At 70.6% G+C, this 23,547-nt stretch carries 19 protein-coding genes; 3 read left to right on the top strand and 16 right to left on the bottom strand.

Annotation, left to right across the window (positions count from 1 at the left end):
* Positions 1-49: 49 nt before the first annotated feature.
* The 5 genes from ABLE68_RS03060 to ABLE68_RS03040 form a co-directional block, all read right to left on the bottom strand.
* The gene (locus ABLE68_RS03060; RefSeq protein WP_348869710.1) at positions 50-916 is read right to left on the bottom strand and encodes a TIGR03619 family F420-dependent LLM class oxidoreductase; all 867 of its coding nucleotides are present in this window, start codon (positions 914-916) and stop codon (positions 50-52) included.
* 82 nt (positions 917-998) lie between these two features.
* Positions 999-1,145 (bottom strand): GPGG-motif small membrane protein, encoded by a 147-nt coding sequence (locus ABLE68_RS03055; RefSeq protein WP_348869708.1) that lies wholly within the window; start codon positions 1,143-1,145, stop codon positions 999-1,001.
* 84 nt (positions 1,146-1,229) lie between these two features.
* Positions 1,230-1,670, bottom strand: a complete 441-nt coding sequence (locus tag ABLE68_RS03050; RefSeq protein ID WP_348869707.1) for a DUF5709 domain-containing protein — start codon at positions 1,668-1,670, stop codon at positions 1,230-1,232.
* Entirely contained in the window at positions 1,667-4,174 is a 2,508-nt protein-coding gene (locus ABLE68_RS03045) for a bifunctional FO biosynthesis protein CofGH (RefSeq protein ID WP_348869705.1), read from the bottom strand. The genes ABLE68_RS03050 and ABLE68_RS03045 overlap by 4 nt, the downstream gene beginning before the upstream one ends.
* Positions 4,171-6,309, bottom strand: coding sequence for an MMPL family transporter (locus tag ABLE68_RS03040; protein ID WP_348869703.1), 2,139 nt, complete (start codon positions 6,307-6,309; stop codon positions 4,171-4,173). Before ABLE68_RS03040 ends, ABLE68_RS03045 begins: the two co-directional genes overlap by 4 nt.
* A 139-nt stretch (positions 6,310-6,448) precedes the next feature.
* On the opposite strand from ABLE68_RS03040, the gene ABLE68_RS03035 reads away from it, so the two are divergent.
* A complete protein-coding gene (locus ABLE68_RS03035) occupies positions 6,449-8,653 on the top strand; it encodes a CocE/NonD family hydrolase (RefSeq protein ID WP_348869701.1) in 2,205 nt (734 codons plus the stop codon).
* Here ABLE68_RS03035 and ABLE68_RS03030 read toward each other — a convergent pair.
* From ABLE68_RS03030 to ABLE68_RS03015, 4 genes are read right to left on the bottom strand one after another with little or no spacing between them, the layout of a single operon-like run.
* Complete coding sequence (locus ABLE68_RS03030) at positions 8,650-9,555, bottom strand: phosphatase PAP2 family protein (RefSeq protein WP_348869700.1); 906 nt, start codon at positions 9,553-9,555, stop codon at positions 8,650-8,652. The genes ABLE68_RS03035 and ABLE68_RS03030 overlap by 4 nt on opposite strands.
* Complete coding sequence (locus ABLE68_RS03025) at positions 9,552-10,964, bottom strand: hypothetical protein (protein WP_348869699.1); 1,413 nt, start codon at positions 10,962-10,964, stop codon at positions 9,552-9,554. The genes ABLE68_RS03030 and ABLE68_RS03025 overlap by 4 nt, the downstream gene beginning before the upstream one ends.
* A gap of 18 nt (positions 10,965-10,982) precedes the next feature.
* Positions 10,983-12,836, bottom strand: a complete 1,854-nt coding sequence (locus ABLE68_RS03020; RefSeq protein WP_348869698.1) for an AMP-dependent synthetase/ligase — start codon at positions 12,834-12,836, stop codon at positions 10,983-10,985.
* A 54-nt stretch (positions 12,837-12,890) separates the two neighbouring features.
* Positions 12,891-14,039 (bottom strand): acyl-CoA dehydrogenase family protein, encoded by a 1,149-nt coding sequence (locus tag ABLE68_RS03015; RefSeq protein WP_348869696.1) that lies wholly within the window; start codon positions 14,037-14,039, stop codon positions 12,891-12,893.
* Between the two features lie 78 nt (positions 14,040-14,117).
* Here ABLE68_RS03015 and ABLE68_RS03010 point away from each other — a divergent pair, with 78 nt between their 5' ends.
* The gene (locus tag ABLE68_RS03010) at positions 14,118-14,804 is read left to right on the top strand and encodes a MerR family transcriptional regulator (RefSeq protein WP_348869695.1); all 687 of its coding nucleotides are present in this window, start codon (positions 14,118-14,120) and stop codon (positions 14,802-14,804) included.
* A gap of 18 nt (positions 14,805-14,822) precedes the next feature.
* Positions 14,823-15,164, top strand: coding sequence for a DUF2200 domain-containing protein (locus ABLE68_RS03005; RefSeq protein ID WP_348869693.1), 342 nt, complete (start codon positions 14,823-14,825; stop codon positions 15,162-15,164).
* Between the two features lie 302 nt (positions 15,165-15,466).
* On the opposite strand, the gene ABLE68_RS03000 is transcribed toward ABLE68_RS03005, so the two are convergent.
* The 7 genes from ABLE68_RS03000 to ABLE68_RS02970 form a co-directional block, all read right to left on the bottom strand.
* Entirely contained in the window at positions 15,467-16,720 is a 1,254-nt protein-coding gene (locus ABLE68_RS03000; RefSeq protein WP_348869691.1) for an HNH endonuclease signature motif containing protein, read from the bottom strand.
* A gap of 221 nt (positions 16,721-16,941) precedes the next feature.
* On the bottom strand, positions 16,942-17,970 hold the full coding sequence (locus ABLE68_RS02995; protein WP_348869690.1) for an LLM class F420-dependent oxidoreductase: 1,029 nt from the start codon (positions 17,968-17,970) through the stop codon (positions 16,942-16,944).
* A gap of 42 nt (positions 17,971-18,012) precedes the next feature.
* Positions 18,013-19,755: an ABC transporter ATP-binding protein gene (locus ABLE68_RS02990; protein ID WP_348869688.1), complete on the bottom strand. Its 1,743-nt coding sequence runs from the start codon at positions 19,753-19,755 to the stop codon at positions 18,013-18,015.
* The gene (locus ABLE68_RS02985) at positions 19,752-21,473 is read right to left on the bottom strand and encodes an ABC transporter ATP-binding protein (protein ID WP_348869687.1); all 1,722 of its coding nucleotides are present in this window, start codon (positions 21,471-21,473) and stop codon (positions 19,752-19,754) included. The genes ABLE68_RS02990 and ABLE68_RS02985 overlap by 4 nt, the downstream gene beginning before the upstream one ends.
* A 58-nt stretch (positions 21,474-21,531) precedes the next feature.
* On the bottom strand, positions 21,532-22,443 hold the full coding sequence (locus tag ABLE68_RS02980) for a hypothetical protein (RefSeq protein WP_348869686.1): 912 nt from the start codon (positions 22,441-22,443) through the stop codon (positions 21,532-21,534).
* Positions 22,433-22,906 carry a DUF6328 family protein gene (locus ABLE68_RS02975; protein ID WP_348869685.1) on the bottom strand — a complete coding sequence of 158 codons (474 nt, stop codon included), beginning with the start codon at positions 22,904-22,906 and terminating at the stop codon, positions 22,433-22,435. Before ABLE68_RS02975 ends, ABLE68_RS02980 begins: the two co-directional genes overlap by 11 nt.
* A 19-nt stretch (positions 22,907-22,925) precedes the next feature.
* The gene (locus tag ABLE68_RS02970; RefSeq protein ID WP_348869684.1) at positions 22,926-23,468 is read right to left on the bottom strand and encodes a YbaK/EbsC family protein; all 543 of its coding nucleotides are present in this window, start codon (positions 23,466-23,468) and stop codon (positions 22,926-22,928) included.
* Positions 23,469-23,547 lie beyond the last annotated feature (79 nt).

Here is a 23,547-nt window from a genome sequence, read left to right as displayed (position 1 = left end):
GCGGTTCTTCAATTTCCGGGGTCCCCGGCCCCGGTGCTCGCAGTCCGCGTCAGCCGTTGAGCGGGACGAGGATGTCCTTCGCGAAGCGCTCCATGCCGTCGACCTTCTGGTCGAGGCTGGCCTCGAGGCCGTGGTAGTAGGCCCACGGCATCGTCCAGCAGTCCGTGACCCCGCCGGCCTCGGCCCGCGCGAAGTGCTCGGGCAGGAAGGCGTCGTTGAGGGCGGTGATCACCGAGAAGTCACCCTCGGCACCGATCGCACGACGCGCCTCGGCGAGCTTGGCCGCGAGCGCGGTCGCCTCGTCGATCGTGTAGAGGTCGCCGACCCAGCCGTCGTGGCGGGCGGCGCGCTTGAAGGCCACGTCGGACAGGCCGCCGATGATGATCGGGATCGGCTCGGTCGGCGTGGGCTCCATGACCAGTCGGGGCGCCGTGTAGAACTCGCCCTCGAACTCGGTCCAGCCGGGCTTCCAGAGCTCGGCCATTAGCGCGAGCGCCTCGTCGGTCCGCTTGCCGCGGGTGTGGAAGTCGTGGCCCAGGAGCTCGAACTCCTCGCGGCACCAGCCGATGCCGACACCCAGGGCGACCCGGTTGTCGGACAGGACTGCCGCCGTACCCACGCTCTTGGCGACCTGGAACGGGCTGCGGATCGACGGGACGTAGACGGACGTCATGAAGCGCAGCCGGGTGGTGACGGCGGCGAGCGACCCGATCAGCACCCACGGGTCGGGCCACGCCGCGGAGAAGTCCCAGCGGCGGCCGCCGTCGGCGGTGTAGGGGTACGGCGTCTCGAGCTCTTCGATGTCGACCACGTGGTCGGGCACCGCGATCGAGTGGTAGCCGAGCTCGTCGGCGGCTCGGGCGAGGACGGGCAGGTGGTCGACCGGCTGGAAGGCGGTACTGATCGAGAAGCGCACGCGCTCAGACTAGAACGTGTTCTCGTTTTCCGCCTACCAACCGGCCGACCTGTGTCAGATCAAGCGCCGGTCAGACCGGGCGCTACTTCGTGAAGATGCTGACGCCGCCCGGGCCGACCAGCAGGCCGACGATGATGAGGACGACGCCCCACAGGATCTGCCCGCGGAACAGCGACACGATGCCGCTCACCACGAGGATGACGGCCAGGATCCACAGAATGAATGCCATTGGGGTTGATCTCCCTCCCTGGTGCGCGGACGTCCCGCGCGCCGGAGAGTCCTTACCCCGCTGACGGGGACTTCACTCGTCCGGTCACTCTTCAGGGAAGTCCTCGACGATGTGGATCGCGGCCTCCTCGGCCGACGCGGCGCCGTCGTCGATGCCGACGTCGTCGCCCACGAGGTCCTTCTCCTCGTCCTCGCCGAGGCCCTGGTCGGTGTCGACCAGCCGGCCGGCGCGGACTCCGCCCACCTCGCCGTCGTCCAGGAAGTCGTCGTCGGTCTCGGCGTACGGGTCGACGTCGGGCTCCTCCTGGCCGATCCGCTGGTCGATCGACTCGCGGTGCTCCTCCTCCCAGGGCGTGTTGCCGTAGCCCTGGCCGGCGGAGTACTTCTCCGGCGGGGAGTAGCCGCGGTCCAGCTCGTCCGCGACCGCGGGGTCACCCAGGTCGTCGATGTTGCCCGGCTGGTCCTCGTCGTCGACGCTGTAGCCGTCGTAGATCTCCGCGTCGTTGTCGCCGCCGTTGCTGGTCATGCGTGGCCTCCTGCGCCGTAGGTCGTGCTGCGTTCACGCACGGGCCGGCCGATGCCGGCGCCGATCTCGGTGAGTTCCTCGACCGTCTTGGCCGAGCCGTGGTCGGAGCCTGCCATCCGGGAGATGGTCTCCTCCATGAGGGTGCCGCCGACGTCGTTCGCGCCCGCCTGGAGCATGGCGCGGGTGCCGTCGACGCCGAGCTTGACCCACGAGGTCTGGATGTTGCGGATCCGGCCGTGCAACAGGATCCGGGCCATCGCGTGGACGGCCAGGTTGTCGCGCATCGACGGACCTGGGCGAGCGACGCCGGCGAGGTAGATCGGCGACGAGGTGTGCACGAACGGCAGCGGCACGAACTCGGTGAAGCCACCGGTGTCGTCCTGGATCCGGCTCAGCACCCGCAGGTGGTTGACCCAGTGGCGCGGGTTGTCGACGTGGCCGTACATCATCGTGCTCGTCGTCGGGATGCCCACGCGGTGGGCTGTGGAGACGACCTCGATCCAGGTGCGGGTCGGGAGCTTGCCCTTGGTGAGCACCCAGCGGACCTCGTCGTCGAGGATCTCCGCGGCGGTGCCGGGCAGCGAGCCCAGGCCGGCCTCGCGGGCCTTGATCAGGAAGTCCTCGATCGAGAGGCCGGTGCGGGCGGTGCCGTTGACGACCTCCATCGGCGAGAAGGCGTGGACGTGCATGTCGGGCACCCGCTGCTTGACCGCGCTGACCAGGTCGAAGTACGCCGACGCCGGCAGCTCCGGGTCGATGCCACCCTGCATGCAGACCTCGGTCGCGCCCAGCTCCCAGGCCTCCTCGGCCCGGTCGGCGACCTCGTCGAGCGACAGCGAGTAGGCGTCGGCATCGGTACGCCGCTGGGCGAAGGCGCAGAAGCGGCAACCGACGTAACAGACGTTGGTGAAGTTGATGTTGCGGTTGACGACGTAGGTCACGGCGTCACCGACCGTCTCCCGGCGCAGGTCGTCGGCGAGGCGGCACACCTCGTCCAGCAGCGGACCCTCGGCCGTCATCAACGTGTAGGCGTGCTCGTCGGACAGGTTGCCCGGGTCGGCCTCGGCGGCCCGCAGCGCATCGGCACCCTCGGCGTGCATCACCGCCGGTCCACCCGTGAGGGCGGCCGCGTCCTTGACCGAGTCCCAGTCGCCGTAGACGTTCTCGAAGTCGGAGCGCCGGTCGTCGGTGCGGCCCTCGGTGTCGACCGCGGAGAAGAGGTCGGTGCGACCGACGCTGGCGAAGCCACCGTCGGGCTCCTGCCACGGCAGGCCGACGGGGCGTACGCCGGGCTCGGCCAGGCCGTCCTCGGTGGCGAGGGCGGCGACGTGACCGGAGACCCGCGGGTCGAGCCACGGCTCACCCTGGCGGACGTACTCCGGGTGGACGGTCAGCCGGGCCTTCAGCTCGAAGCCGCAGGTCTCGGTGAGGTCGCGCAGCCGCTCGAGCGACGGCCACGGCCGCTCGGGGTTGACGTGGTCGGGGGTCAGCGGGGAGACGCCGCCCCAGTCGTCGACGCCGGCCTCGAGCAGCGCCCGGCACTCCGCCAGGTCGACCAGGTTGGGCGGCGCCTGCACCCGGGCCTTGGGCCCGAGCACGATCCGGGTGACCGCGATCGTGGCCCGGTAGTCGTCGAGCGCCAGGTCGTCGGCGTGCCGCATCGCGGTGTCCGGCTTGGCCCGGAAGTTCTGGACGATGACCTCCTGCACGGCACCGAAGGCGCGGGACACCTGGCGCAGCGCGAAGATCGTCTCGGCGCGCTCCTCGAGCGTCTCGCCGATGCCGACCAGCAGGCCGGTGGTGAAGGGGATCGAGAGGCGCCCGGCGTCCTCGAGCACCCGCATCCGCACGGCCGGGTCCTTGTCGGGGGAGCCGTAGTGGGCCTCGCCCTTGGTCTCGAAGAGCCGGCGCGAGGTGGTCTCGAGCATCATCCCCATCGAGGGCGAGACGGGCTTGAGCCGGTTCATCTCCTCCCACGTCATGACGCCCGGGTTGAGGTGGGGGAGCAGCCCGGTCTCCTCGAGCACCCGGACCGCCATCGCCCGCACGTAGGCGAGCGTCGAGTCGTAGCCCTGCTCGTCAAGCCAGGCCTGGGCCTCGGGCCAGCGGTCCTCCGGACGGTCGCCCAGCGTGAACAGCGCCTCCAGGCAGCCCATTGCCGCGCCCTCGGACGCGATCGCGAGGATCTCGTCGGGGGAGAGGAACATCGCGTGCCCGGCCCGCGTGAGCTGGCCGGGCGACTCGACGAACGTGCAGTAGTGGCAGCGGTCGCGGCAGAGCTTGGTGACCGGGATGAAGACCTTGGGCGAGTAGGTGACCGTCCCGGGCCGGCCGGCGGCCACCAGGCCTGCGTCGCGGACCCGGCCCGCGACCGCGCAGAGCCGGTCGAGGTCCTCGCCCACGGCAGCGAGCAGGACGGTCGCCTCGGCGACGTCCAGCGCCGCACCGCGCTCGGCTCGGGCCAGGGCCCGGCGTACCTGCTGGGGTGTCGGCTGCTCGCTCACCCGTTCAGGCTAGCCGGGACCGGCACATCACCCTCCGTGGCCTCCGGCGGCTGGACGGGGGGCTTGCGGTCGAGCGCGCTCGGCCACCAGATCTTGCCGCCCAGGTCGAGGTTGATCGCCGTGACCAGCACCGACCGCACGATGATCGTGTCGAGGATGACGCCGAACGCCACGGCGGTGCCGAGCTCGCTCAGGAACACCAGCGGCAGGGACCCGAGGACCGCGAACGTCGCCGCGAGCACGAGTCCCGCGGAGGTGATCACGCCACCCGTGGCACGCAGCGCGACCAGGCTGCCCTGGCGGGTGCCGCGAGCCTGGGTCTCCTCGCGGACCCGGGTCATCAGGAAGATGTTGTAGTCGATCCCGAGGGCGACGAGGAACGTGAACACGAACAGCGGGAACGACGCGTCCGCGTGCAGGAAGCCGTTGCCCTCGGTGAACAGGTGGGAGTAGACGCCCCGGAAGATCAGCGTCGAGATGCCGAGCGCGGCGCCGAAGGACAAGATCACCGTCAGGATCAGCAGCACCGGCGACAGCACGGCTCGTAGGAGGAGCATCAGGATCAGCATCACGACGAGCAGGACGACCGGGATGATCACCCAGTTGTCGCGGTGCGAGGCCTCCTGGATGTCGAGGTAGATCGCCGACGTGCCGCCGACCTCCGCGTCGGCGCCTGGCACCGCATGGACGGCGTCACGGATGTCCTTCACGACGTCGAAGGCCGCCTGGCTCGCCACGTCACCGCCGACGGGGACGGTGATCAACGCGGTGCCGTCCTGGGGCGGGATGTCGGTGTTGGGCTCGCCCGCGCCGTCGACGGTGCGGACGGCGTCGGCGACGGCCTCGGCCTGGTCGGCGTTCGCCACGATCATGATCGGGCTCGAGGTGTCGACCATGCCGTGCTGCTCGAGCAGGCGCTGTCCCTTCACCGACTCGAACGTCTTGGTGTACTGGTCGGTCGAGCTCAGGCCACCGGTGTCGAGCTTGAAGACGCCCAGGCAGGCGACCATGAGGATCAGCGCGGTGGTGACCCAGACGACGCGCGGGCGAGGTGCGATCGAGCGCCCGACCTTGGACCAGAGGCCCGAGGCGGTCGGCTCGTCGGAGCCGAAGGCGGGACGCTTCGGCCAGAAGATCCACCGGCCGAAGATGACCAGCCAGGCGGGCAGCACGGTCAGCATCACCAGCAGCGTGACGCCGACGCCGATAGCGAGCACCGGGCCGAGGCCGGCCGTGGAGTTCATCTCGGCCAGCGTCAGGCAGAGCATGCCGACGGCGACCGTCGACGCGCTCGCGATGATCGCGGGCGCCGCGCGGTGCAGCGCGAACGCCATCGCCTCGTGCCGGTCGTCATGACGACGGAGCTCTTCTCGATATCTCGCGACGAGCAGCAACGCGTAGTCGGTGCCGGCGCCGACGACGAGCACCGTGAGGATGCCCTGGCTCTGGCCGTTGACCGTGAGGTCGGCGTACTTGGCCAGGAGGTAGACCAGGCCCTGGGAGATCTCGAGGGCGCAGACGGCCGACAGGATCGGGACCACCCAGAGGATCGGGCTGCGGTAGGTGAACAGCAGGATCAGGATGACGACGCCGAGGGTCGCGAAGAGCAGGGTGCCGTCGATGCCGGCGAACGCCTCGGCGGAGTCGGCGGCCTGGCCGCCCTGCCCGGCGATGTTGACGTCGACGCCGTCGATGGCTGCGATCTTGCGCAGCTCGTCAGCGGTGTCCGGGAGGTCGTTCCAGCCGTTCTTGCCGAAGTTGTAGGTGACGACGGTCTGCGCGACCTCGCCGTCGTCGGACACCAGCGGGCCCTGGGCCTCGCCGACGACGCCGTCCATCGCGGAGATGTCGGGCAGCTGGGCCTTGATGGCCGCGAGGTCGTCCGGCGTCAGCCCGCCGGCCCGGTGGTAGACGACGATGGTCGGGATGTCGTTCTGGTCCTGGAACGGCGCGAGGCGGTCCAGCGCCCGCGTGGACTCGGCGCTGGACGGGAGCCAGGACGACGCCTCGTTGTTCTGGACGTCGGTCAGCTTGGCGCCGAGGGCTGCCATGGGGAAGAAGATGAGGAGCGCGACGACGGCGACGACCCACTTGGTCCTGCGGTTCGTGAGGCTTCCGGCGATCTGACGGTGCATGGCTCAACTCTTTCAGGCGGCGGGGACACTCGCATCCGGGTTTGCCCTGATTTGACCGCGGGGGTCCGGGTTTTTCATCGGCGGATGCCGGGTGGGTCTTTCCGGGGACACGGCGTCCGCCCCGTGACACCATCCGCTCATGGGAACGATGAGACGCGCGTCACTTGCTGTCCTGGCGCTGGTCGCGCTGCTCCTCGGCACGCTCGTGGCGACGGACACCGCCAGCGCAGCCGACCCCGTCTCGTTCACCGTCCGGCCGAGCGTCAACCAGCTCTACGTGCTCGACGCGACCCCCGGCCAGGCGCTCGAGCTGATCGACGCCGCCGACGCCGTCGTCGCGTCCGGCACCGTCGACACGGCGGGCAGCCTCGCCTGGCGCGACCTGGACGCCGGCACCTACCGGGTGCGTACGACGAGCAGCCCGGCGACCGTCTCCGACCCCGCGACCGTCACGGACTTCGACGACCCGGCGCCGCCCCACTCGTTCTACGCCGGCCAGACGATGACCAAGGGCTTCGGCTACATCACCACCCGTGACGGCACGACCCTGTCGGCCAACGTCTCGCTCCCGCCCGGCAAGGGCCCGTTCCCGACCGTGGTCGAGTACTCCGGCTACGCCCCCAGCAACCCGGCCGACTCCACGTTCGCCCAGATCTACACCAACCTCGGCTACGCCTACGTCGGTGTGAACGTCCGCGGCACCGGCTGCTCGGGCGGCTCCTTCCGCGCCTTCGAGCCGATCCAGAGCCTGGACGGCTACGACGTGATCGAGACGATCGCGGCCCAGCCCTGGGCCAAGTTCCACAAGGTCGGCATGGTCGGCATCTCCTACCCGGGCATCGAGCAGCTCTACGTCGCCCAGACCGAGCCGCCCCACCTCGCCGCGATCTCGCCGCTGTCGGTCATCGACGACACCTACCGCGGCACGCTCTTCCCGGGCGGCATCCTCAACACCGGGTTCGCCGTCTCGTGGGCCAACGAGCGCGACGAGCAGGCCGAGCCCTACGGACAGGGCTGGGAGCAGGGACAGGTCGACGCCGGAGACCTGGTCTGCAAGGCCAACCAGGACGTGCGGCTGCAGAACCCGGACCAGCTCGCGCTGATCGAGGACAACCCCTACTACTCGGCCGAGATCGGTGACCCGATCACCCCGAGCCTCTTCGCCCCGAAGATCAACGTGCCGATCTTCATCGCCGGCGCCTGGCAGGACGAGCAGACCGGCGGCCACTTCCCGGCGATGCTCGACGACTTCACGGGCTCGCCGCACGTCTACGCGACGATGGTCAACGGCTCGCACACGGAGTCCCTGAGCCTGGGCGTCTTCCGGCGCTACGCCAACTTCCTCGACCTCTACGTCGGACGCCGGGTGCCGGGCAACGAGGTCATCAAGCAGTACATCGCGAAGACGCTCGCGAAGACCCTCACCGGGGTCGACGGGCTCAGCCTGCCGAAGGGCATGGACTTCAGCGGCCTGAACTACCAGCAGGCACTCAGGAAGTTCGAGGCGCAGAAGCCGGTCAGGATCCTCTTCGAGGAGGGCGCGGCCGACGGCCAGCCGTCCGGCTCCCCGCTGCCCCGCTTCTCGAAGTCGTTCGGCTCGTGGCCGATCGCGAGCGCGACGCCGACGTCGTGGTTCCTGACGCCTGACGGCGCGCTCGCCGGCAAGGCGCCGACGGTCGCCGCCGCGGACACCACGCCGCGCAGCTACACGGCCGACCCGTCGGCGCTCCCGGCGACGACCTACACCGGCTCCAGCTCGGGCATCTGGGCGGCGCACCCGACGTACGACTGGCGGCAGATCCCGGCGGGCAAGGGCCTCGGCTGGATCACCGCGCCGCTGAGGAAGACGGTCGTGACCATCGGCACCGGTTCGCTGGACCTCTGGGTGCGTTCCTCGGCCGCGGACACGGACCTCGAGGCGACGATCAGCGAGGTGCGTCCCAACGGCACCGAGATCTACGTGCAGTCCGGCTGGCTGCGGGCGAGCCATCGCAAGCTCGACGACGCGCTGTCGACCGCGATCTACCCCGCCCACACCGACCTGGAGGCGGACGCCAGTCCGCTGCCGGCCGGGGAGTTCACCCAGGTGCGACTGGCACTGCTGCCGTTCGCCCAGCCGTTCCGGGCCGGCTCCCGGATCCGGATCACCGTGGACGCACCCGGTGGCGCCCGGCCGCTGTGGGCCTTCGACCAGACGATCTCGCACGGTGAGCAGGTCGAGATCGCGACCGACGCCGCGCACCCGTCCAAGCTGGTGCTGCCGGTGGTCGCGGGCGTCGATGTCCCGAAGAAGGCGCCGGCCTGCGCCTCGCTGCGCAGCCAGCCGTGCCGGCAGTACCCCTAGGCGGCGCGCCTGCGTTCCCACCGGCCGACGAACAGCATCACCAGGCCAGCCAGGGCACACCCGCAGATCGCGTCGATCACGTAGTGCTCGGCGAAGTAGGTGAGGGCGGTCGCCATGGCGACCGGGTAGAGCAGCAGCAGCCAGCGGTACGGCGTACGCAGGCGGCTGATGCCGTAGAGCGCCACCAGGCAGGCGATGCCGCAGTGCAGCGACGGCATGGCGGCGACCTTGTTGCCCATCCCGAACATGATCATCGTCTGCCGGTGCAGGTCGAGGCCGCCGATGCTGAGCTGCGACCAGCCCAGCTTGGTGATCCGGTGCACCTCGGGCAGGTAGCCGTCGCGGGCGGCCATCCACGGCGGGGCCATCGGGTAGAGCACGTAGATCGTCAGCCCGGCGAAGAGCAGGGTGATGTAGCGGCGTAGCCAGCGCTCCCACTCCAGCCGGTTGCGCACGTAGAGGACGCCGGCGAGGGTCAGCGCGACCAGGAAGTGCGACGCGTAGACGGTGGTGAGCAGGGTGTCCCACCAGTGCGGCGTGCCGTCGTTGGTGCACGGGTTGCCGCACCACGCGTGCTGGAGCCGGACGGTCGGGGCGATGCCACGGCCGAGCCACTCGTCGACCCGGATCGGCATCGAGTAGTGCGGCGCGATGCCGATGCTGTCGGCGACGCCCCGGCCGAGCCAGTAGACGACCATCAGCAGCAGCGGCTTCCACCAGTCGCGCCAGAACTGCAGGTGCGTGGCGGTCGGTGCGTCGATGTCCCAGGCGATGGTGCCGAACCAGATCCAGATGATGACGCCGGCCGGGTCGTTCGGGATCCCGACGACCAGGCTCCAGGCCAGCAGGGCGACGGCGTACGCCGTCATCGCGCGGGTGCGCCGCGCGGTGGAGAGGGTCACGGGGTCTCGCTCTCGCGGTAGATCGTCCACTCGCCCGTCGTGGTGGCGACCTCGTAGTGCTCGGCCAGCGCGCGGTCCGCGGTGGTCGGGTCGATGCCCCACGTCCCGAGCGAGGTGCCGGCGACGATCATCCAGGTCGGCCGGTCGTCGGAGTCGAGCAGTGCGGTCAGGTCGACGAGGTCCGGGTCGTGCACGCGCACCGGCAGGCTCCACGGGTCGGGATAGGGGCTGACCAGGCCGGTCGCCTGGAGGATGTTGGCGGCACCGAACGCGACGACGCCGGTGTCGCCGGGCTCGGCGTGGTCGGCGAGCCAGGCGATCGCCGGCTCCTCGGCACGGTCGACGGGGTGGACCGCAGCGGCGGTCAGGGTGATGACGGTGGAGGCCGCGGCCACGCCGTACGCGATCCGGAGCGCGCGGCGGCCGGGCAGCGGGCGCTGGACGGCGGCCGCGGTGAGCAGCACCAGACCGGGGACCAGCCCCAGCAGGTAGTGCAGCCAGTAGCTGCCGCCGAGCAGGACGACGGCGAGCTCCCACGTCAGGGTCGCGAGCGCCGGCCACCGCAGGTCGGGCGAGTGGTCGGCCCGGCGGGCCAGAGGTCGCGCGAGGACCGCGGCGAGCAGGGGTGCGCCGGTGGCCACCAGCGCCAGCAGGACGCCGCCGAGGCGCCGCGGCGTCGAGCCGGTGGCGTAGGTCGCGATCACCGAGGCCGCCTGCCCGCGGAAGACGACGACCGCGTCCCAGAGCTCGCTCGGCGAGGTGCCCTTCAACGAGGCGAGCCAGACCGTCACCGCCACGGTCGCGAGCGCACCGACGAGGGCACCCAGGACCGGGCGGAGACGACGCTGGGTCAGCAGGAGGACCGCCCCGCAGACGAAGACGTCGAGCAGGCTCTGCTTCACCAGGGCCGCGCACGCGCCGGCCCCACCGGCGAGGAGCCCCCAGCCGTACGCCGGACCGGCGGCGGTCGCCCGGAACGCGGCGATCGTCGCCGCCAGGCCGCCGACGATGAACGGCAGGCCGAGCAGCTCGCCGTTCACGACCGTGCCGCCGAAGAGCGGGGTGGCCGCGAGGACGGCCGCAGTCGCCGCGGGCAGGACCGGGGCGATGGGGAGGCCGGGTGCAGCCAGTCGTCCGACCAGCCCGGACAGGAGGACCGTGAACACGAGTGCCGTGATGCCGATGAGCCGGAGCGACCAGGCGCCGTCGGCGAGGCCGACCAGCGCGATCAGCAGCGGTGGGCGGTCGACGAAGTAGTCGCCGTACAACGACGACCCCGGCGACCACTGGTGGGCCAGGATCAGCAGCCCACCTTCGTCAGGGCTGAGCGACCGGCCTGCGAACGGCAGCCAGGTGACGCCCGCGACTGCTGCGAGTGCGGCGACCCGGGAGAAGGGCGACCGCAGCACCCGGTGACCTTATCGGTCTCAGCCGTAGAGGCGGTCCAGCACGTCGGAGTACTTGGTGTTGACGACCCGGCGCTTGAGCTTGAGGGTCGGGGTGAGCTCCTCGGACTCGGCGGTCCACTCGACGCCGAGCAGCTCGAACGACTTCACCTGCTCGGGCCGCGACAGGCGCTCGTTGGCGGCGTCGACCGCCGCCTGGGCGATCGCGAGGATCTCCGGCTTCTGGGCGAGGTCTGCGAGGTCGGTGAACTCGATCCCCATCTGGGCGGCCATCAGCGGCGCGATCTCGCCGTCGAGGGTGAGGATCGCGACGACGTACGGGCGTCCGTCGCCGATCGCCATCGCGTGGCCGATGATCGGGGACTCCTTGAGGTAGTTCTCGATGTTCGACGGGGCGATGTTCTTGCCGGCCGAGGTGATGATCAGCTCCTTCTTGCGGTCGACGATCGCGAAGAAGCCGTCGTCGTCCAGGGTGCCGATGTCGCCGGTGTGCAGCCAGCCGTCGTCGTCGATGAGCGCGCGGGTGGCGTCCTCCTGCAGGTGGTAGCCGGGGGTGTTGACCGGTCCGCGGACGAGCACCTCGCCGTCCTCGCCGAGCTTGACCTCCATGCCCGGGTTGGCGCGGCCGACGGTGCCGAGCTTGAAGCCGCCCGGGCCGTTGGCCGTCACGGCGCCGCAGGTCTCGGTCATGCCGTAGACGTCGTAGACCTTGATGCCGAGGCCGGCCATGAACTTGGCGACGTCGAGCGGCATCGGGGCCGCGGCGGAGCCGGCCCAGGTCACCTGGTCGAGACCGAGGAGCAGCTTGAGGAGACCGAGGATCTGGGCCTCGGCATCGGCGTACGCCTGCTCGATCTCGGGCGTCATCTCGCGCCCGACCTCCTGCGCCTCGACCCACGCGAGCCCGGCGGCCATGGCGTTCTGGACCATCGTCACGTTGTCGGGGTTCGGGTCCGCAGCGAGCTTGGCGGAGAGGCCGGTCTTGATCTTCTCCCAGACGCGCGGGACGCCGAAGAACGCCGTCGGGTGCACCTCGCCGAGCGCGCCGAGGAGCAGCGCCGGGTCGCCGATGGCGTGCATGTGGCTGCCCTGGATCTGCGGGCCGTAGAGGCCGAGGACCCGCTCCGCGATGTGCGCGAGCGGGAGGTAGCTGACCCCGACCTGCGGTTCGGTGAGCCCCGCGGACTCCTGGCTGGACATCGCCTCGTACAGCACGTTGTAGTGCGTCAGCACCACGCCCTTCGGGTTGCCGGTGGTGCCGGAGGTGTAGAGGATCGTCGCCGGGTCGTCGGGGGTGACCTCGGCGGCGCGGGCGGTCACCTCGTCGGAGTGGGTGGCGCGGTAGGCCGCACCGCTGGCGACGAGGTCGGCCCACGTCTCGTAGCGGTCGCCGCCCGGGTTGGCGTCGGCGTCGATCACGACGACCTTGCGGATGCTGGCCGCGGTGTCGAGCGCCTTCGCCCAGCGAGCCAGGTGGTCGGCGTTCTCGACGATCACGACGGCCGGCTCGGCGTGCCCGGCGACGTACGCGACCTGGTCGTTGGAGAGCGTGTTGTAGATCGACATCGGGGTGGCGCCCGCGTGCACGGCCCCGATGTCGGCGAGGAAGTGCTCGATCCGGTTGTTGGCCATGATCGCGACCGTGTCGCCGGCGGAGACGCCGAGCTCGACCAGCGCGGCCGCGACGTCGAGCCCGAGCTCGCGCGTCTGCTGCCAGGTGATCGTCCGCCAGGACTCGCCCTCGGGCACGTCGTGCTTGTCGGAGTACGCCGGGTGGTCGGCCGCGCTGACCGCCGTGTCGGCCAGGGCGTCGATCATGGTGCGGCCCGCGATCATCTCGTCGATCCGGGCGCGGTCCGTCTGCAGGTCGGTCATGCGAAGACTCCTCGGGTGGAACGAGTGGCGTGGGTCACAGGTTAGTGCGGATCGCTACAGCCCGAGACTGCGACCGATGATCTCCTTCTGGATCTCCGTCGTGCCGCCGTAGATCGTCTGGATCCGGCTGTCCACGAAGGCCTTCGCGATCGGGTACTCGAGCATGTAGCCGTAGCCACCGTGCAGCTGCACCCCGCGGTCGACGATCTTGGTCTGCAGCTCGGTGGTCCACCACTTCGCCATCGACGCGAGCGAGGTGTCGACCTCGCCGGCGTTCAGCTTGGTGACGCAGTCGTTGACGAAGACCCGCGCGATGTGGGTCTCCGTGGCCATCTCGGCGATCGCGAACCGGGTGTTCTGGAACTTGCCGATCGGCTTGCCGAACGCCTCGCGCTGCTTGACGTAGTCGAGGCAGAGGTTGAGCACGTGCTCGCACGCGGCGACCGCCATCACCGCGATCGAGATGCGCTCCTGAGGGAGGTTCATCATCAGCGAGATGAAGCCGGACCCCTCCTCGCCGAGGAGGTTGGCCTTCGGGACCTCGACGTTGTCGAAGAAGAGCTCGGCGGTGTCCTGCGCCTTCATGCCGACCTTGTCGAGGTTGCGGCCGCGCTCGAAGCCCTTCATCCCGCGCTCGACGACGAGCAGGCTGATGCCCTTGTGGCCGGCGTCGGGGTCGGTGCGGCAGACGACGATCACCAGGTCGGACAGGATGCCGTTGCTGATGAAGGTCTTCGAGCCGTTCAGGACGTAGTGGTCACCCTTGTCGATCGCGGTCGTGCGGATGCCCTGGAGGTCGCTGCCGGCTCCCGGCTCGGTCATCGCGATCGCCGAGATCAGCTCGCCGCTGACCAGGCCGGGCAGCCAGCGCTGCTTCTGCTCGTCGGTCCCGAGCTGGCTGATGTAGGGGACGATGATGTCCGTGTGCACCGGGAAGCCCGGGCCGCTCGCGCCGGCTCGGCACATCTCCTCCGCGACGATCATGTTGTAGCGGAAGTCCGAGACCCCGGCCCCGCCGTACTCCTCGGCGACGTCGAAGCAGAGCAGCCCCGCCTCGCCGGCCTTGGTCCACACCGCACGGTCGACGTGACCGTCCTTCTCCCACTGGTCGTGGAACGGCACGACCTCCTTCTCCAAGAAGGCGCGCACGGTACGGCGGAAGTCGTCGTGCTCCTGGTCGAGGATGGACGGGGCGTCGGGCATGGGGGCCTCCGGAGACAGGTGGGATGACAGGCACACTGTGACAGCAGAACTGTCAACGTTCAAGGTAGGGTCCTTCGTATGACGATCGACGAGCTGGCGGCAGCGGTCGGACTCACGGTGCGCACGACGCGCTACTACGCGAGCCTCGGGCTGATCCCGCCGCCGGAGCGACGAGGTCGCGTCGCCTACTACGACGCCGGGCACCAGGCGCGGCTCGAGATGGTGCGCGCCCTGCAGGACCACGGCTTCACGTTGCAGGCCATCGAGCGCTACCTCGCGACCGTGCCGGCCGACGCCACGGTCGAGGACCTGATGCTGCAGCGCTCGATGCTGACCTCGTGGTCACCGGCGCCCGCCGAGGTGCTGACCCGGCGGCAGCTGGAGAAGCGGGCCGACCGTGCGCTGTCCGACGACGACCTCGCGCTGCTGGTCAAGCTCGGCACCGTCGAGCCCGTCGACGACGGCTACCTCGTGCTGCCCAACCTGCACGTCGGGCTCGAGCTCCTCGACCTCGACCTGCCCGCGTCCAGCGCCGGGCTCGCCGAGGAGGCCATCCGCCGGCACATGACCGCGCTCGCCGACGAGCTCACCACGATCCTGCACTCGCAGGTGCTCGAGCCCTACCGCCGCGAACCCCACGCGCCCGAGGACGCCGAACGCCTCGAGCGCACCGTCTCCCGCCTGCGCCAGCTCACCCTGGAGGCCGTCGTCACCGGCTTCCAGCGCGCCGCGAACGACGTGATCCGGCGCTCGCTCGCGCGCTGATCGCCCTAGATTGGTCGCGTGCACAGGATCTTCACGACCAGCGTGGCCGCGGTCTACCCGGCGTACGTCGCGAAGGTCGAGCGCAAGGGCCGGACGAAGGCCGAGCTCGACGAGGTCATCGCGTGGCTGACCGGCTTCGACGAGGCCGCTCTGCGTGCTCACCTCGACGCGGGGACGACCTTCGAGGACTTCTTCGCCGACGCTGACCTCAACCCTGCGGCATCGTCGATCACCGGGGTCGTCTGCGGCATCCGGGTCGAGGACGTCGAGGACCCGCTCATGCAGAAGATCCGCTACCTCGACAAGCTCGTCGACGAGCTCGCCAAGGGCAAGGCGATGGCGAAGGTCCTCCGCAGCTGACCGCCGGTTGAGGAGGTCGCGCAGCGACCGCCTCGAAACCCCGGAGGACTGACGTCGGCCTTCAGGTCGTCAGTGGTTGCGGTCGCGGTTGACGAGAAACGTGGTCACCGTGGTCTGTGGTTGCGGTGGCGATTTCCAGTCCGCGGCCGGCTTGCGGGCACGCTGGGGTCGACCGTCGTGGTGACGGTCGACAGAAGAAGAGCCGGCGGCTGAGGAAGGCGCGGAGCGCTCTCGCCGTTGGTTGAGGAGGTTCCGCTAGGAACCGTCTCGAAACCCCGGAAAGCCAAGGGCAGGGCGTCGGCTTACGTTCGCCGGTGGAAGGCGACCTTCCCGCCGGGGAGCTTGGTGATCTCGTACGCCGGGTCGTGGGCTCTGGCGTGGTGCCTGGGGCAGAGAAGCCTGCCGTGTTCGAGGTCCGTGGGTCCGCCTTGGGCCCAGTGGTGGTCGTGGTGGGCGTGGCACATGCCGGGGGGCCAGTCGCACCCGTCGGCGGTGCAGTGCTGGTCGCGGATCATGAGCGCGAGCCTCTGGGCCTTGGTGTGGAACCGTTTGCGTCGGCCGACGTCGAGGATCTCGGACTTCGACCCGAGGACGACGGGGATGATGCCGGCCTGGGACGCGAGCCTCCGGGCTTGTCCGGCTGAGATGGGTTCGCCTGTGTCGAGGTGTGCTGCTTTCAGTCCGCCCATCAGGGTCTCGTGGGTCATGATGACCACCGCGGTGGCGTTGACGCCGCCGGCATCGGGGACCCGGTCGGTCGGGTAGCGCTCGATGAGCTCGCAGAACGCCGTCCCCATCCGCTGCGGCCCAGGGCGGCGTTCACCGAGCGGGCCGGACGCGGCTTGGTGCCTGGGTGCGGCGAACCCGTGGAGGATCTTCGCGAGCATCGCGCCCTGCGCCATTGGGACAGTGAAGCGTCCGTGGGTGGTGCCGTGGCCGTCGTCAGTCATGGTCAACCGGCACGACTGGGCTGCGATCGCTTCTTCGCGTGCGAGGAGCCTGGCCTCGTGGGCGTCCGCAGCCTCGGGGGCGACGACTTCGAGGAGCCGCTTGCCTACGATGGCGAGCGCTTTCGCATCGAGCTCGGAGGCACGGTCGACCAGGAACGTCTCCGCCTGCGCCACGAGCTCCTGGTCGAGGTCGTCGGGCAGCGCGTCGACCGCACGCACGATGACTCGCGCCTGCTCCACCACCAAGTCACCCGACGCCAACGCGTCGCGGGTGATGGTGTGGACCTCGAGGTCATGACCCAGTCGAACGGTCCCGTGGGCAGCAGGGCGGGTCTGCTTCGTCTCGTGCGCCAACCAGTTCGCGGTCGACGTCGCGCCGACCTTCTCGCCGACACCCAGGTCGTCGGCGTGCGCGGCAACACGTGCCTTCAGCTCGCAGACCCGGGCCTCGAGACGAGTCAGGTCGACGAGAGTCCTGCTGGCTTCGACCGCGGTCATCGACCACACCGATGCGTCGACCACCGAGTCAGCAACCGCCTGCATCTGCGCGGTCGCCGACGCCACCCGGTGGGACCGGGTGATCTCGGGGTCGGGAAGCTGGGCCATACCACATTCTACTCGAACATACATTCGAATACAAGAAAGGAATGCAGATGCCCCTCGCAGCGAGGGTGGTTTCGAGGCTCAGGCACCGCAAGCCGGGAAGCGACCTCAGCTCGAGGCCGCCGTACCCGTGTCAATGCCCTGTTGGCGCGCAACTACAAGCGGCCTGCAGGCTGCGGGGTTTCGAGACGGTCGCTGCGCGACCTCCTCAACCACCGGTGGCGTCAGGAGACGAGCTCCTTCAGCTGCGCGATCGTGGCGGCCGGGTCGGGGGAGGCCGGGATGACCTGGAGGTTGGTGACGCCGGCCTCGGCGAAGGCGGCGATGCGCTCCTTCACGTAGGACTCCGGGCCGACCAGGTTGCCGAGCTCGAGGAGCTCCATCGGGACCTTGGCCTCGGCGTCGCGCTTGTGGCCGTCGAGGTAGAGGTCCTGGATCTCCTTGGCCTCCTTCTCGAAGCCGTACTGGACCATCAGCTCGTTGTAGAAGTTCTTGCCGCGGGCGCCCATGCCGCCGACGTACAGCGCGACGGTCGGCCGCGCGAAGTCGAGCAGGCCCTTCACGTCGTCACCGATGGCGACCATGCCGCCGGCGCTGGTCTGCAGCGGACCCAGGTCGGGGGAGCGTCGCGCCTTGCCCTTGGCGAGGGCGTCGCCCCAGACGTCGTTGGCCTTCTCGGGCACGAAGAGGAAGGGCAGCCAGCCGTCGGCGCACTCGGCGGTCATCTCGACGTTCTTGGCGCCGAGGGCCGCGACGTAGAGCGGGATCTCGGAGCGCTCGGGCTTCGTGAGCAGCTTGAGCGGCTTGCCGAGGCCCAGGCCCTGGTCGGCGGGGAGCGGGAGCTTGAAGATGCCGTCGTGGACGAGCGGCTCGCGGCGCAGGCCCATCCGGAGGATCTCGATCATCTCGCGGGTGCGGCCCAGCGGCTTGTCGTAGGGGAGCCCGTGGAAGCCCTCGATGACCTGCGGGCCGGAGGCGCCGAGGCCGAGGATCGCGCGGCCGCCCGACACGTTGTCGAGGCCGGCGGCGGTCTGCAGCATCGCGCCCGGGGTGCGGGAGTAGACGTTGAGGATGGCGGCGCCGATCTCGATCGTCTCGGTCTTCGCGGCGAGGTAGCCCATCAGGGTCGGGGCGTCGAAGCCATACGGCTCCGCGACCCAGATCGTGTCGAGTCCTGCCTTCTCGAGCGCGCTGACCTGGTCGGCCGCGTCGCGCGGGTTGCCGGAGTACTGGAGCATCGTCGAGAGCTTCATGTTGACAGCGTAACTGTCACGATCCGGACGTGCCCTGTGACGTCAGCCTCGTCCGTGCCAGCTGTCCCAGAGGGCGGCGTACGAGCCGCCGGCCTCGACCAGCTCGTCGTGCGAGCCGAGCTCGGAGATCCGGCCGTCCTCGACGACCGCGACCCGGTCGGCGTCGTGCGCCGAGAAGAGCCGGTGGGCGATCGCGATGACCGTCCGGCCCTCCAGTACGGCGGCCAGCGAGCGCTCCAGGTGACGGGCCGCTCGCGGGTCGATCAGCGACGTCGCCTCGTCGAGGACCAGCGTGTGCGGGTCGGCCAGCACCAACCGCGCGAGCGCGATCTGCTGCGCCTGGGCCGCCGTGACCGCGCGGCCACCTGAACCGACGACGGTGTCGAGGCCGTCCGGGAGGTCGTCCACCCAGCCGAGGGCGTCGACCGCTTCCAGCGCGCCCCGGACCGCGTCGTCCGACGAGCCGGGCCGGGCCAGCACGACGTTCTCGCGCAGGGTGCCGACGAAGACGTGGTGCTCCTGGGTGACCAGCGCGACGTGGCCGCGCAGGTCGTCGAGGGGCAGCTCGGTGAGGCCGACACCACCCACGGTGACCGACCCGGTGCGCGGCGGGTGGATGCCGGCGAGCAGCCGGCCGAGGGTGGACTTGCCGGCACCCGACGGTCCGACCATCGCGATCCGCTCGCCGACCCCGACGGACAGGTCGACGCCGTGCAGGACGTCGCGGCCCTCGACGTACGAGAACCGCACGTCGTCGGCGTCGAGCTTCTCGCCGACCGGCTCACGGCCGCTGACCTGGCGGTCATCGGGCACCTGGGCGACGCCGAGCAGGCGCGCGAGCGAGGCCGCGCCGAGCTGGAGCTCGTCGAGGATCGACACGATCCGGTCGACGGGGTCGATCAGCATCTGCACGTAGAGCGTGGCCGCCGTGACGTCGCCGAGCGAGACCTGGCCCTGCGTGTAGAGGTAGCCGCCGAAGAGCAGGGTCGCCACGGTCGGGATCAGGTAGGCGATCTCCATGTTGGGGAAGAAGACCGTGCGCAGGAAGAGCGTGTAGCGCTCGGCCCGGTAGGACTTGTCGATGTCGTCGTCGACCGCCGCGATCCGTTCCGCACCGAGCCCGAGCGCCTCGACGGTGCGGGCGCCCTCGACGGTCTCGGTGAGGGTCGCGTTGATCTGGGAGTAGGTCGCGCTCTCGCGGAGGTAGCCGTCCTTGGCGCGCTTGAGGTACCACCGCAGCCCGAGCACCAGGGGAGGTACGCCGAAGAGGCACGGCAGCGCCACCCACCACCCCACTGCGATCGCGGCGACGAAGGTGACGACCGCGGTGATGACGGCGATCGTCCACTCGGGCAGCGCCATCCGGACCGACCAGCCCAGCTGGTCGACGTCGCGGCTGGTGCGGGTCAGCAGGTCACCCGACCCGGCGGCCTCGACGACGCCGACCGGCAGCGAGAGCGTGTTGTCGACGAAGTCCTCACGCAGCTCCGCGAGCACCTGCTCGCCCAGGACCTGCGAGAGGTAGCGGGCGTAGCGGGTGAGCACCGTCTGGACGACCAGGAAGCCCGCGAGGATGCCGATGATCGTGTCGACGTGGTGGACGGTCGTGCCCTGCTGGACCGCCTCGACCAGGTCGCCGAGGAGGCGTGGGGCAGCCAGGGCGGCGAGCGCGGCCAGCACGTGCAGCGCGAGCGCGGACCACAGCATCCTCGGGTGCTTGCGGGCGAGCGACGTGACGTAGCGGCGTACGGCGGGGGTGTCGGCGACCGGGAGGTGGGTGCTCATCGCGCGACCTCCTCGAGGGCGGCCTCGCGGGTGACGACGCGGCGGTAGTCGGCGTTGGTGCGGAGCAGGTCGGCGTGCGATCCGCCGTCGACGATCCGACCGTCGCGCAGGAACGCCACGGTGTCGGCGGCGTCGAGCATCAGGGGGCTGCTCGACGTGACGACGGTGGTCCGGCCGGCACGGTGGCGGCGCAGGCGCGCCGCGATCCGCGCCTCCGTGTGGGCGTCGACCGCCGAGGTCGGCTCGACCAGGACCAGGATCTCCGGGTCCGCCGCCAGGGCGCGGGCGAGCACCAGCCGCTGGCGCTGACCACCGGAGAAGCTGCGGCCGCGCTCGGCGACGATCGTGTCGAGGCCGTCGGGGAGGGCCTCGAGGACGTCACCGGCCGAGGCCGTGTCGAGAGCCTGCTCCACGTCGCCGTGGCCGGTGATGTCGAGCCGGTCGCCGAGGTGACCGGAGAAGAAGAGCGACGCGGTGTCCGAGACCAGGATCCGCTGGCGGACCTCCCGCGGACGCAACGAGGTGAGGGGCACTCCGCCGAGGCTGACCTCGTCGTCGACCGGTGAGGCGGCCATCCCGAGCCGGTCGGCCAGTGCGGCCGACTCGTCGGGCTGCTCGCTGACGATCGCGGTGAGCAGGCCTGCGCGGACCCGCAGCCCGGAGCGCTCGTCGTACAGCTCGGAGCCGGGCTCCGGCGACAGGGCGAGCAGGGCCGGCTCGGTGACCTCGGGCTCGAGCGAGAGCACGCGGACGATCCGGACCGCGGCGACGCGGGCACGGATGATCTTGTTGGCGTACTCGGTGGCCGTCCGCAACGGGATCATCAGGAACGCGGAGTAGCCGTAGAACGCGACCAGCTGGCCGGGGGAGATGGTGCCCTCGACGGCGTAGCGCGCACCGATCCACACCACGACCACGACGAAGAGCCCGGGCAGGAAGACCTGCAACGCGTCGAGCGCCGACTGGATCCGGGCGACCTGGACGCCGGCCTGGCGGGTGTTCTGCGACTCGCGGCGGTAGCGGTCGAGGAAGACCTGCTCGCCGCCGATCCCGCGCAGTACGCGCAGGCCGCCGACGATGTCGCTCGCCGTGTTGGAGAGGTCGCCCATCAGGTGGCGCTGGTGGGCGCTGCGCTTCTGCAGCGGGCTGAGGATCGGGGTGATGCCGAGCATGAGGAGGGGTACGCCGAGGAGCACGACCAGGCCGAGCGTCACCGAGGTCTGCAGCAGGATGACCGCGACCACGATGAACGAGACGACGGCGCCGGCGAAGCGGGCAGAGACGTCCATCAGCTGGCCGACGTGGGAGAGGTCGTTGGTGCCGATCGCGACCACCTCGCCGGTCGAGACGCGACGCGGGAGCGTGCCGCCGAGGCGGGTGGTCTGGCGGGTGACGAGCTGGACGACGCGGTACGCCGCGGTCAGCCAGTTGGTGACCGCGAACCGGTGCCGCACGATCCCGGCGCCTGCCTGGAGCAGGCCGATGCCGAACAGGATCGCCGCCCACTTGACCAGTGCGTCGCGGTCCCGGGCGGAGACGCCGTCGTCGATGGCGTGGCCGATCACGGCCGGCATGACGGCCTGCGCCGTCATCCAGACGATGCCGAAGAACATCCCTCCGAGCAGCGTGACCCACTGGCCGCGCGCCATCCACCAGAGGAACCGACCCGGTGAGCGGTGATCGGCTACACCGGGGTGGTCGAGGGGGAGGACGCGCACCGCACCACGTTACGAAGGAACTCCTTCGCCCGGCGAATTGTTTTCGCCGTGACGACCGTCACGAGCCACCGGACACGGTGTCGAGGGACCCGCAGGAGGCGCGGGCGAAGTCGATGGCGCTGGCCGCGCCCGGGATGCTCATCCGCAGCGTGATCTGCCCGGCCCTGCCGTCGAGGTGGAGCCCGATCTTGAACGCCGTGGCGCCGCCGGACTCCATGAACGCGTGGTCGTCGCAGCGGTTCGGCTTGATCGGCAGATCGATCCGCGACGGCTCGTCGGTGCCGTGGATCGTCGCGTCCGGGCGCCAGACGTCGCTGCCGACCGGGGCCAGCACCGGGGTGCCGGAGACCGTGTCGATGGTGAGCGTCTGCCCGGCCTCGCCGGTCGGCGTGACCACGAGGGTCAGTGTGCCGGGATCGCCCGCCTTGCCGTCGAAGGCGACCGTGTCGTCCCACGACAGGTCGGCCACCCGGGCGACGGCGAGCTCGACGCACCGTGCGGCGGCGTAGCGGCCGGCCACGTCGGTGGAGTCCGCGACCTTCAGCACCCGGACCTGGTTGCCGGTCCGCACGGTGACGGCGCCCTTGCCCGTCGGGTGGTCGCACGCCGGTTGCGACGGCAGGAGGATCTGGAACCCGCGCTCGGACTGTGACGGGACCAGTCGCAGGCGGGTGCCGGGCAGGGTGGTGCGGAAACGGGGGTCGGAGTACGTGATCTGCCGGGGCCGGAGGTCGCGCGCGGTGTCGTTGTAGAGCCACACCTCCATCCGCCCGGCTGCGGCGTCGCGCGACGACTGGCGCATGTCGGCCTTGATCCGGCCCGTCGGCGGGGGCTTCGGCGGCAGCTGGATCGGCGTGAGCGTGCGGATCGACGGGGACGGCTCGGGCGAGGTGGCCGGGGCGTCGTCCGAGGAGCAGCCGGCCGCTGCGGCGAGCACCGCGAGGGCGACCACCCAGGCGCTACGACGCATGACGCACCAGTCGGACCGGGAGGACCACGAGCAGGACCAGCAGCGTGAGCCCGATCCCGGTCGCCGCGACGATCGCCCACTGGCGGTCGACCACGACGTCGAAGATCAGCAGCACCATGCCGGTCGCCAGCAGCGAGACGCTCGTGAGGACGCCGTAGACGAGGTAGTGGGCGGACTCGACGAGCCGGCTCTTCACCCTCCGGCCGGACAGACGCCGGTGGATCGCGATCGGGCCCATCACCATCGCGGTGGTCAGTGCGGACAGCAGCACGAGCACCAGGTAGAGCCCGGTGGCGAAGTCGTCGAGGTCGGCGAAGCTCGACTGGAACGGCAGCGTGAGCAGGAACCCAGCCGTCAGCTGCGCGCCGGTCTGCATCACCCGGAGCTCCTGGAGCAGGTCGTCCCACTTGCGGTCGAGACGCTCCTCCTCGGTCTCGTCGCGACCGGTCTCCACTTCACCCATGGCGACAGTCTGCCGTGCGTCAGCCCGCGAGTCCCTCGATCACCTCGGCGCCCGGCAGATCGGCGGCCAGCCGGCCCGGGATGAGCAGCTTGGACCGGCGTACGCCGGACCCGATGACCGCGACCTCGATGTCGAGGACCCGCGAGTCGACGAGCAGCCGCCAGCCGGCCGGCAGGCCGATCGGGGTGATCCCGCCGTACTCCATGCCGGACTCCTCGACGGCCCGGTCCATCGACAGGAAGGACGCCTTGCGCACGTCGAGCGTGCGCTTGACCAGGTTGTTGACGTCGGCGCGGGTGTCGGCGCGGACCAGGCACGCGGCGACCCGCTCCTCGCCGTCGCGGCGACCGCCGACCACGACGCAGTTGGCGCCGGTCGACAGCGAGATGCCGTAGGCCTCCGACATCGCGGCGGTGTCGGCGACGTCCGGGTCGATCTCGACCACGCCGACCTCGGGCGCGGAGGGCCAGTCGCGGAGGACCGCGGCGACCGGGTCGGCCACGAGGTCCAGCCGGTCGAGGGCGGGCACGGTCACGATGCTGCCGAGGGTCGGAGAGGTCATCGCCCCATTGTGGTGCAGGGCATTCCGGCGGGTGTCACCTCGGGTTCATGTGGTTCCCGCCGCCCGGACACACACGCGG

The sequence above is a fragment of the Nocardioides pollutisoli genome (assembly GCF_040045055.1).
In the GTDB taxonomy this organism is placed as follows: Bacteria; Actinomycetota; Actinomycetes; order Propionibacteriales; family Nocardioidaceae; genus Nocardioides; species Nocardioides tweenelious.
The sequence above is the reverse complement of the archived record's forward strand: the minus strand, read 5'-3'. Positions and strand labels throughout refer to the sequence as shown.

Excerpts from the sequence above, each read along its gene's own strand:
- ABLE68_RS03040 (WP_348869703.1), bottom strand. The coding sequence starts at position 6,309 with ATGCACCGTCAGATCGCCGGAAGCCTCACGAACCGCAGGACCAAGTGG.
- ABLE68_RS03050 (WP_348869707.1), bottom strand. The coding sequence starts at position 1,670 with ATGACCAGCAACGGCGGCGACAACGACGCGGAGATCTACGACGGCTAC.
- ABLE68_RS03000 (WP_348869691.1), bottom strand. The coding sequence starts at position 16,720 with ATGGCCCAGCTTCCCGACCCCGAGATCACCCGGTCCCACCGGGTGGCG.
- ABLE68_RS02990 (WP_348869688.1), bottom strand. The coding sequence starts at position 19,755 with ATGAGCACCCACCTCCCGGTCGCCGACACCCCCGCCGTACGCCGCTAC.
- ABLE68_RS02995 (WP_348869690.1), bottom strand. The coding sequence starts at position 17,970 with ATGAAGCTCTCGACGATGCTCCAGTACTCCGGCAACCCGCGCGACGCG.
- ABLE68_RS03015 (WP_348869696.1), bottom strand. The coding sequence starts at position 14,039 with ATGCCCGACGCCCCGTCCATCCTCGACCAGGAGCACGACGACTTCCGC.
- ABLE68_RS02975 (WP_348869685.1), bottom strand. The coding sequence starts at position 22,906 with ATGGGTGAAGTGGAGACCGGTCGCGACGAGACCGAGGAGGAGCGTCTC.
- ABLE68_RS03055 (WP_348869708.1), bottom strand. The coding sequence starts at position 1,145 with ATGGCATTCATTCTGTGGATCCTGGCCGTCATCCTCGTGGTGAGCGGC.
- ABLE68_RS03035 (WP_348869701.1), top strand. The coding sequence starts at position 6,449 with ATGGGAACGATGAGACGCGCGTCACTTGCTGTCCTGGCGCTGGTCGCG.
- ABLE68_RS02980 (WP_348869686.1), bottom strand. The coding sequence starts at position 22,443 with ATGCGTCGTAGCGCCTGGGTGGTCGCCCTCGCGGTGCTCGCCGCAGCG.
- ABLE68_RS03020 (WP_348869698.1), bottom strand. The coding sequence starts at position 12,836 with ATGACCGACCTGCAGACGGACCGCGCCCGGATCGACGAGATGATCGCG.
- ABLE68_RS03010 (WP_348869695.1), top strand. The coding sequence starts at position 14,118 with ATGACGATCGACGAGCTGGCGGCAGCGGTCGGACTCACGGTGCGCACG.
- ABLE68_RS02970 (WP_348869684.1), bottom strand. The coding sequence starts at position 23,468 with ATGACCTCTCCGACCCTCGGCAGCATCGTGACCGTGCCCGCCCTCGAC.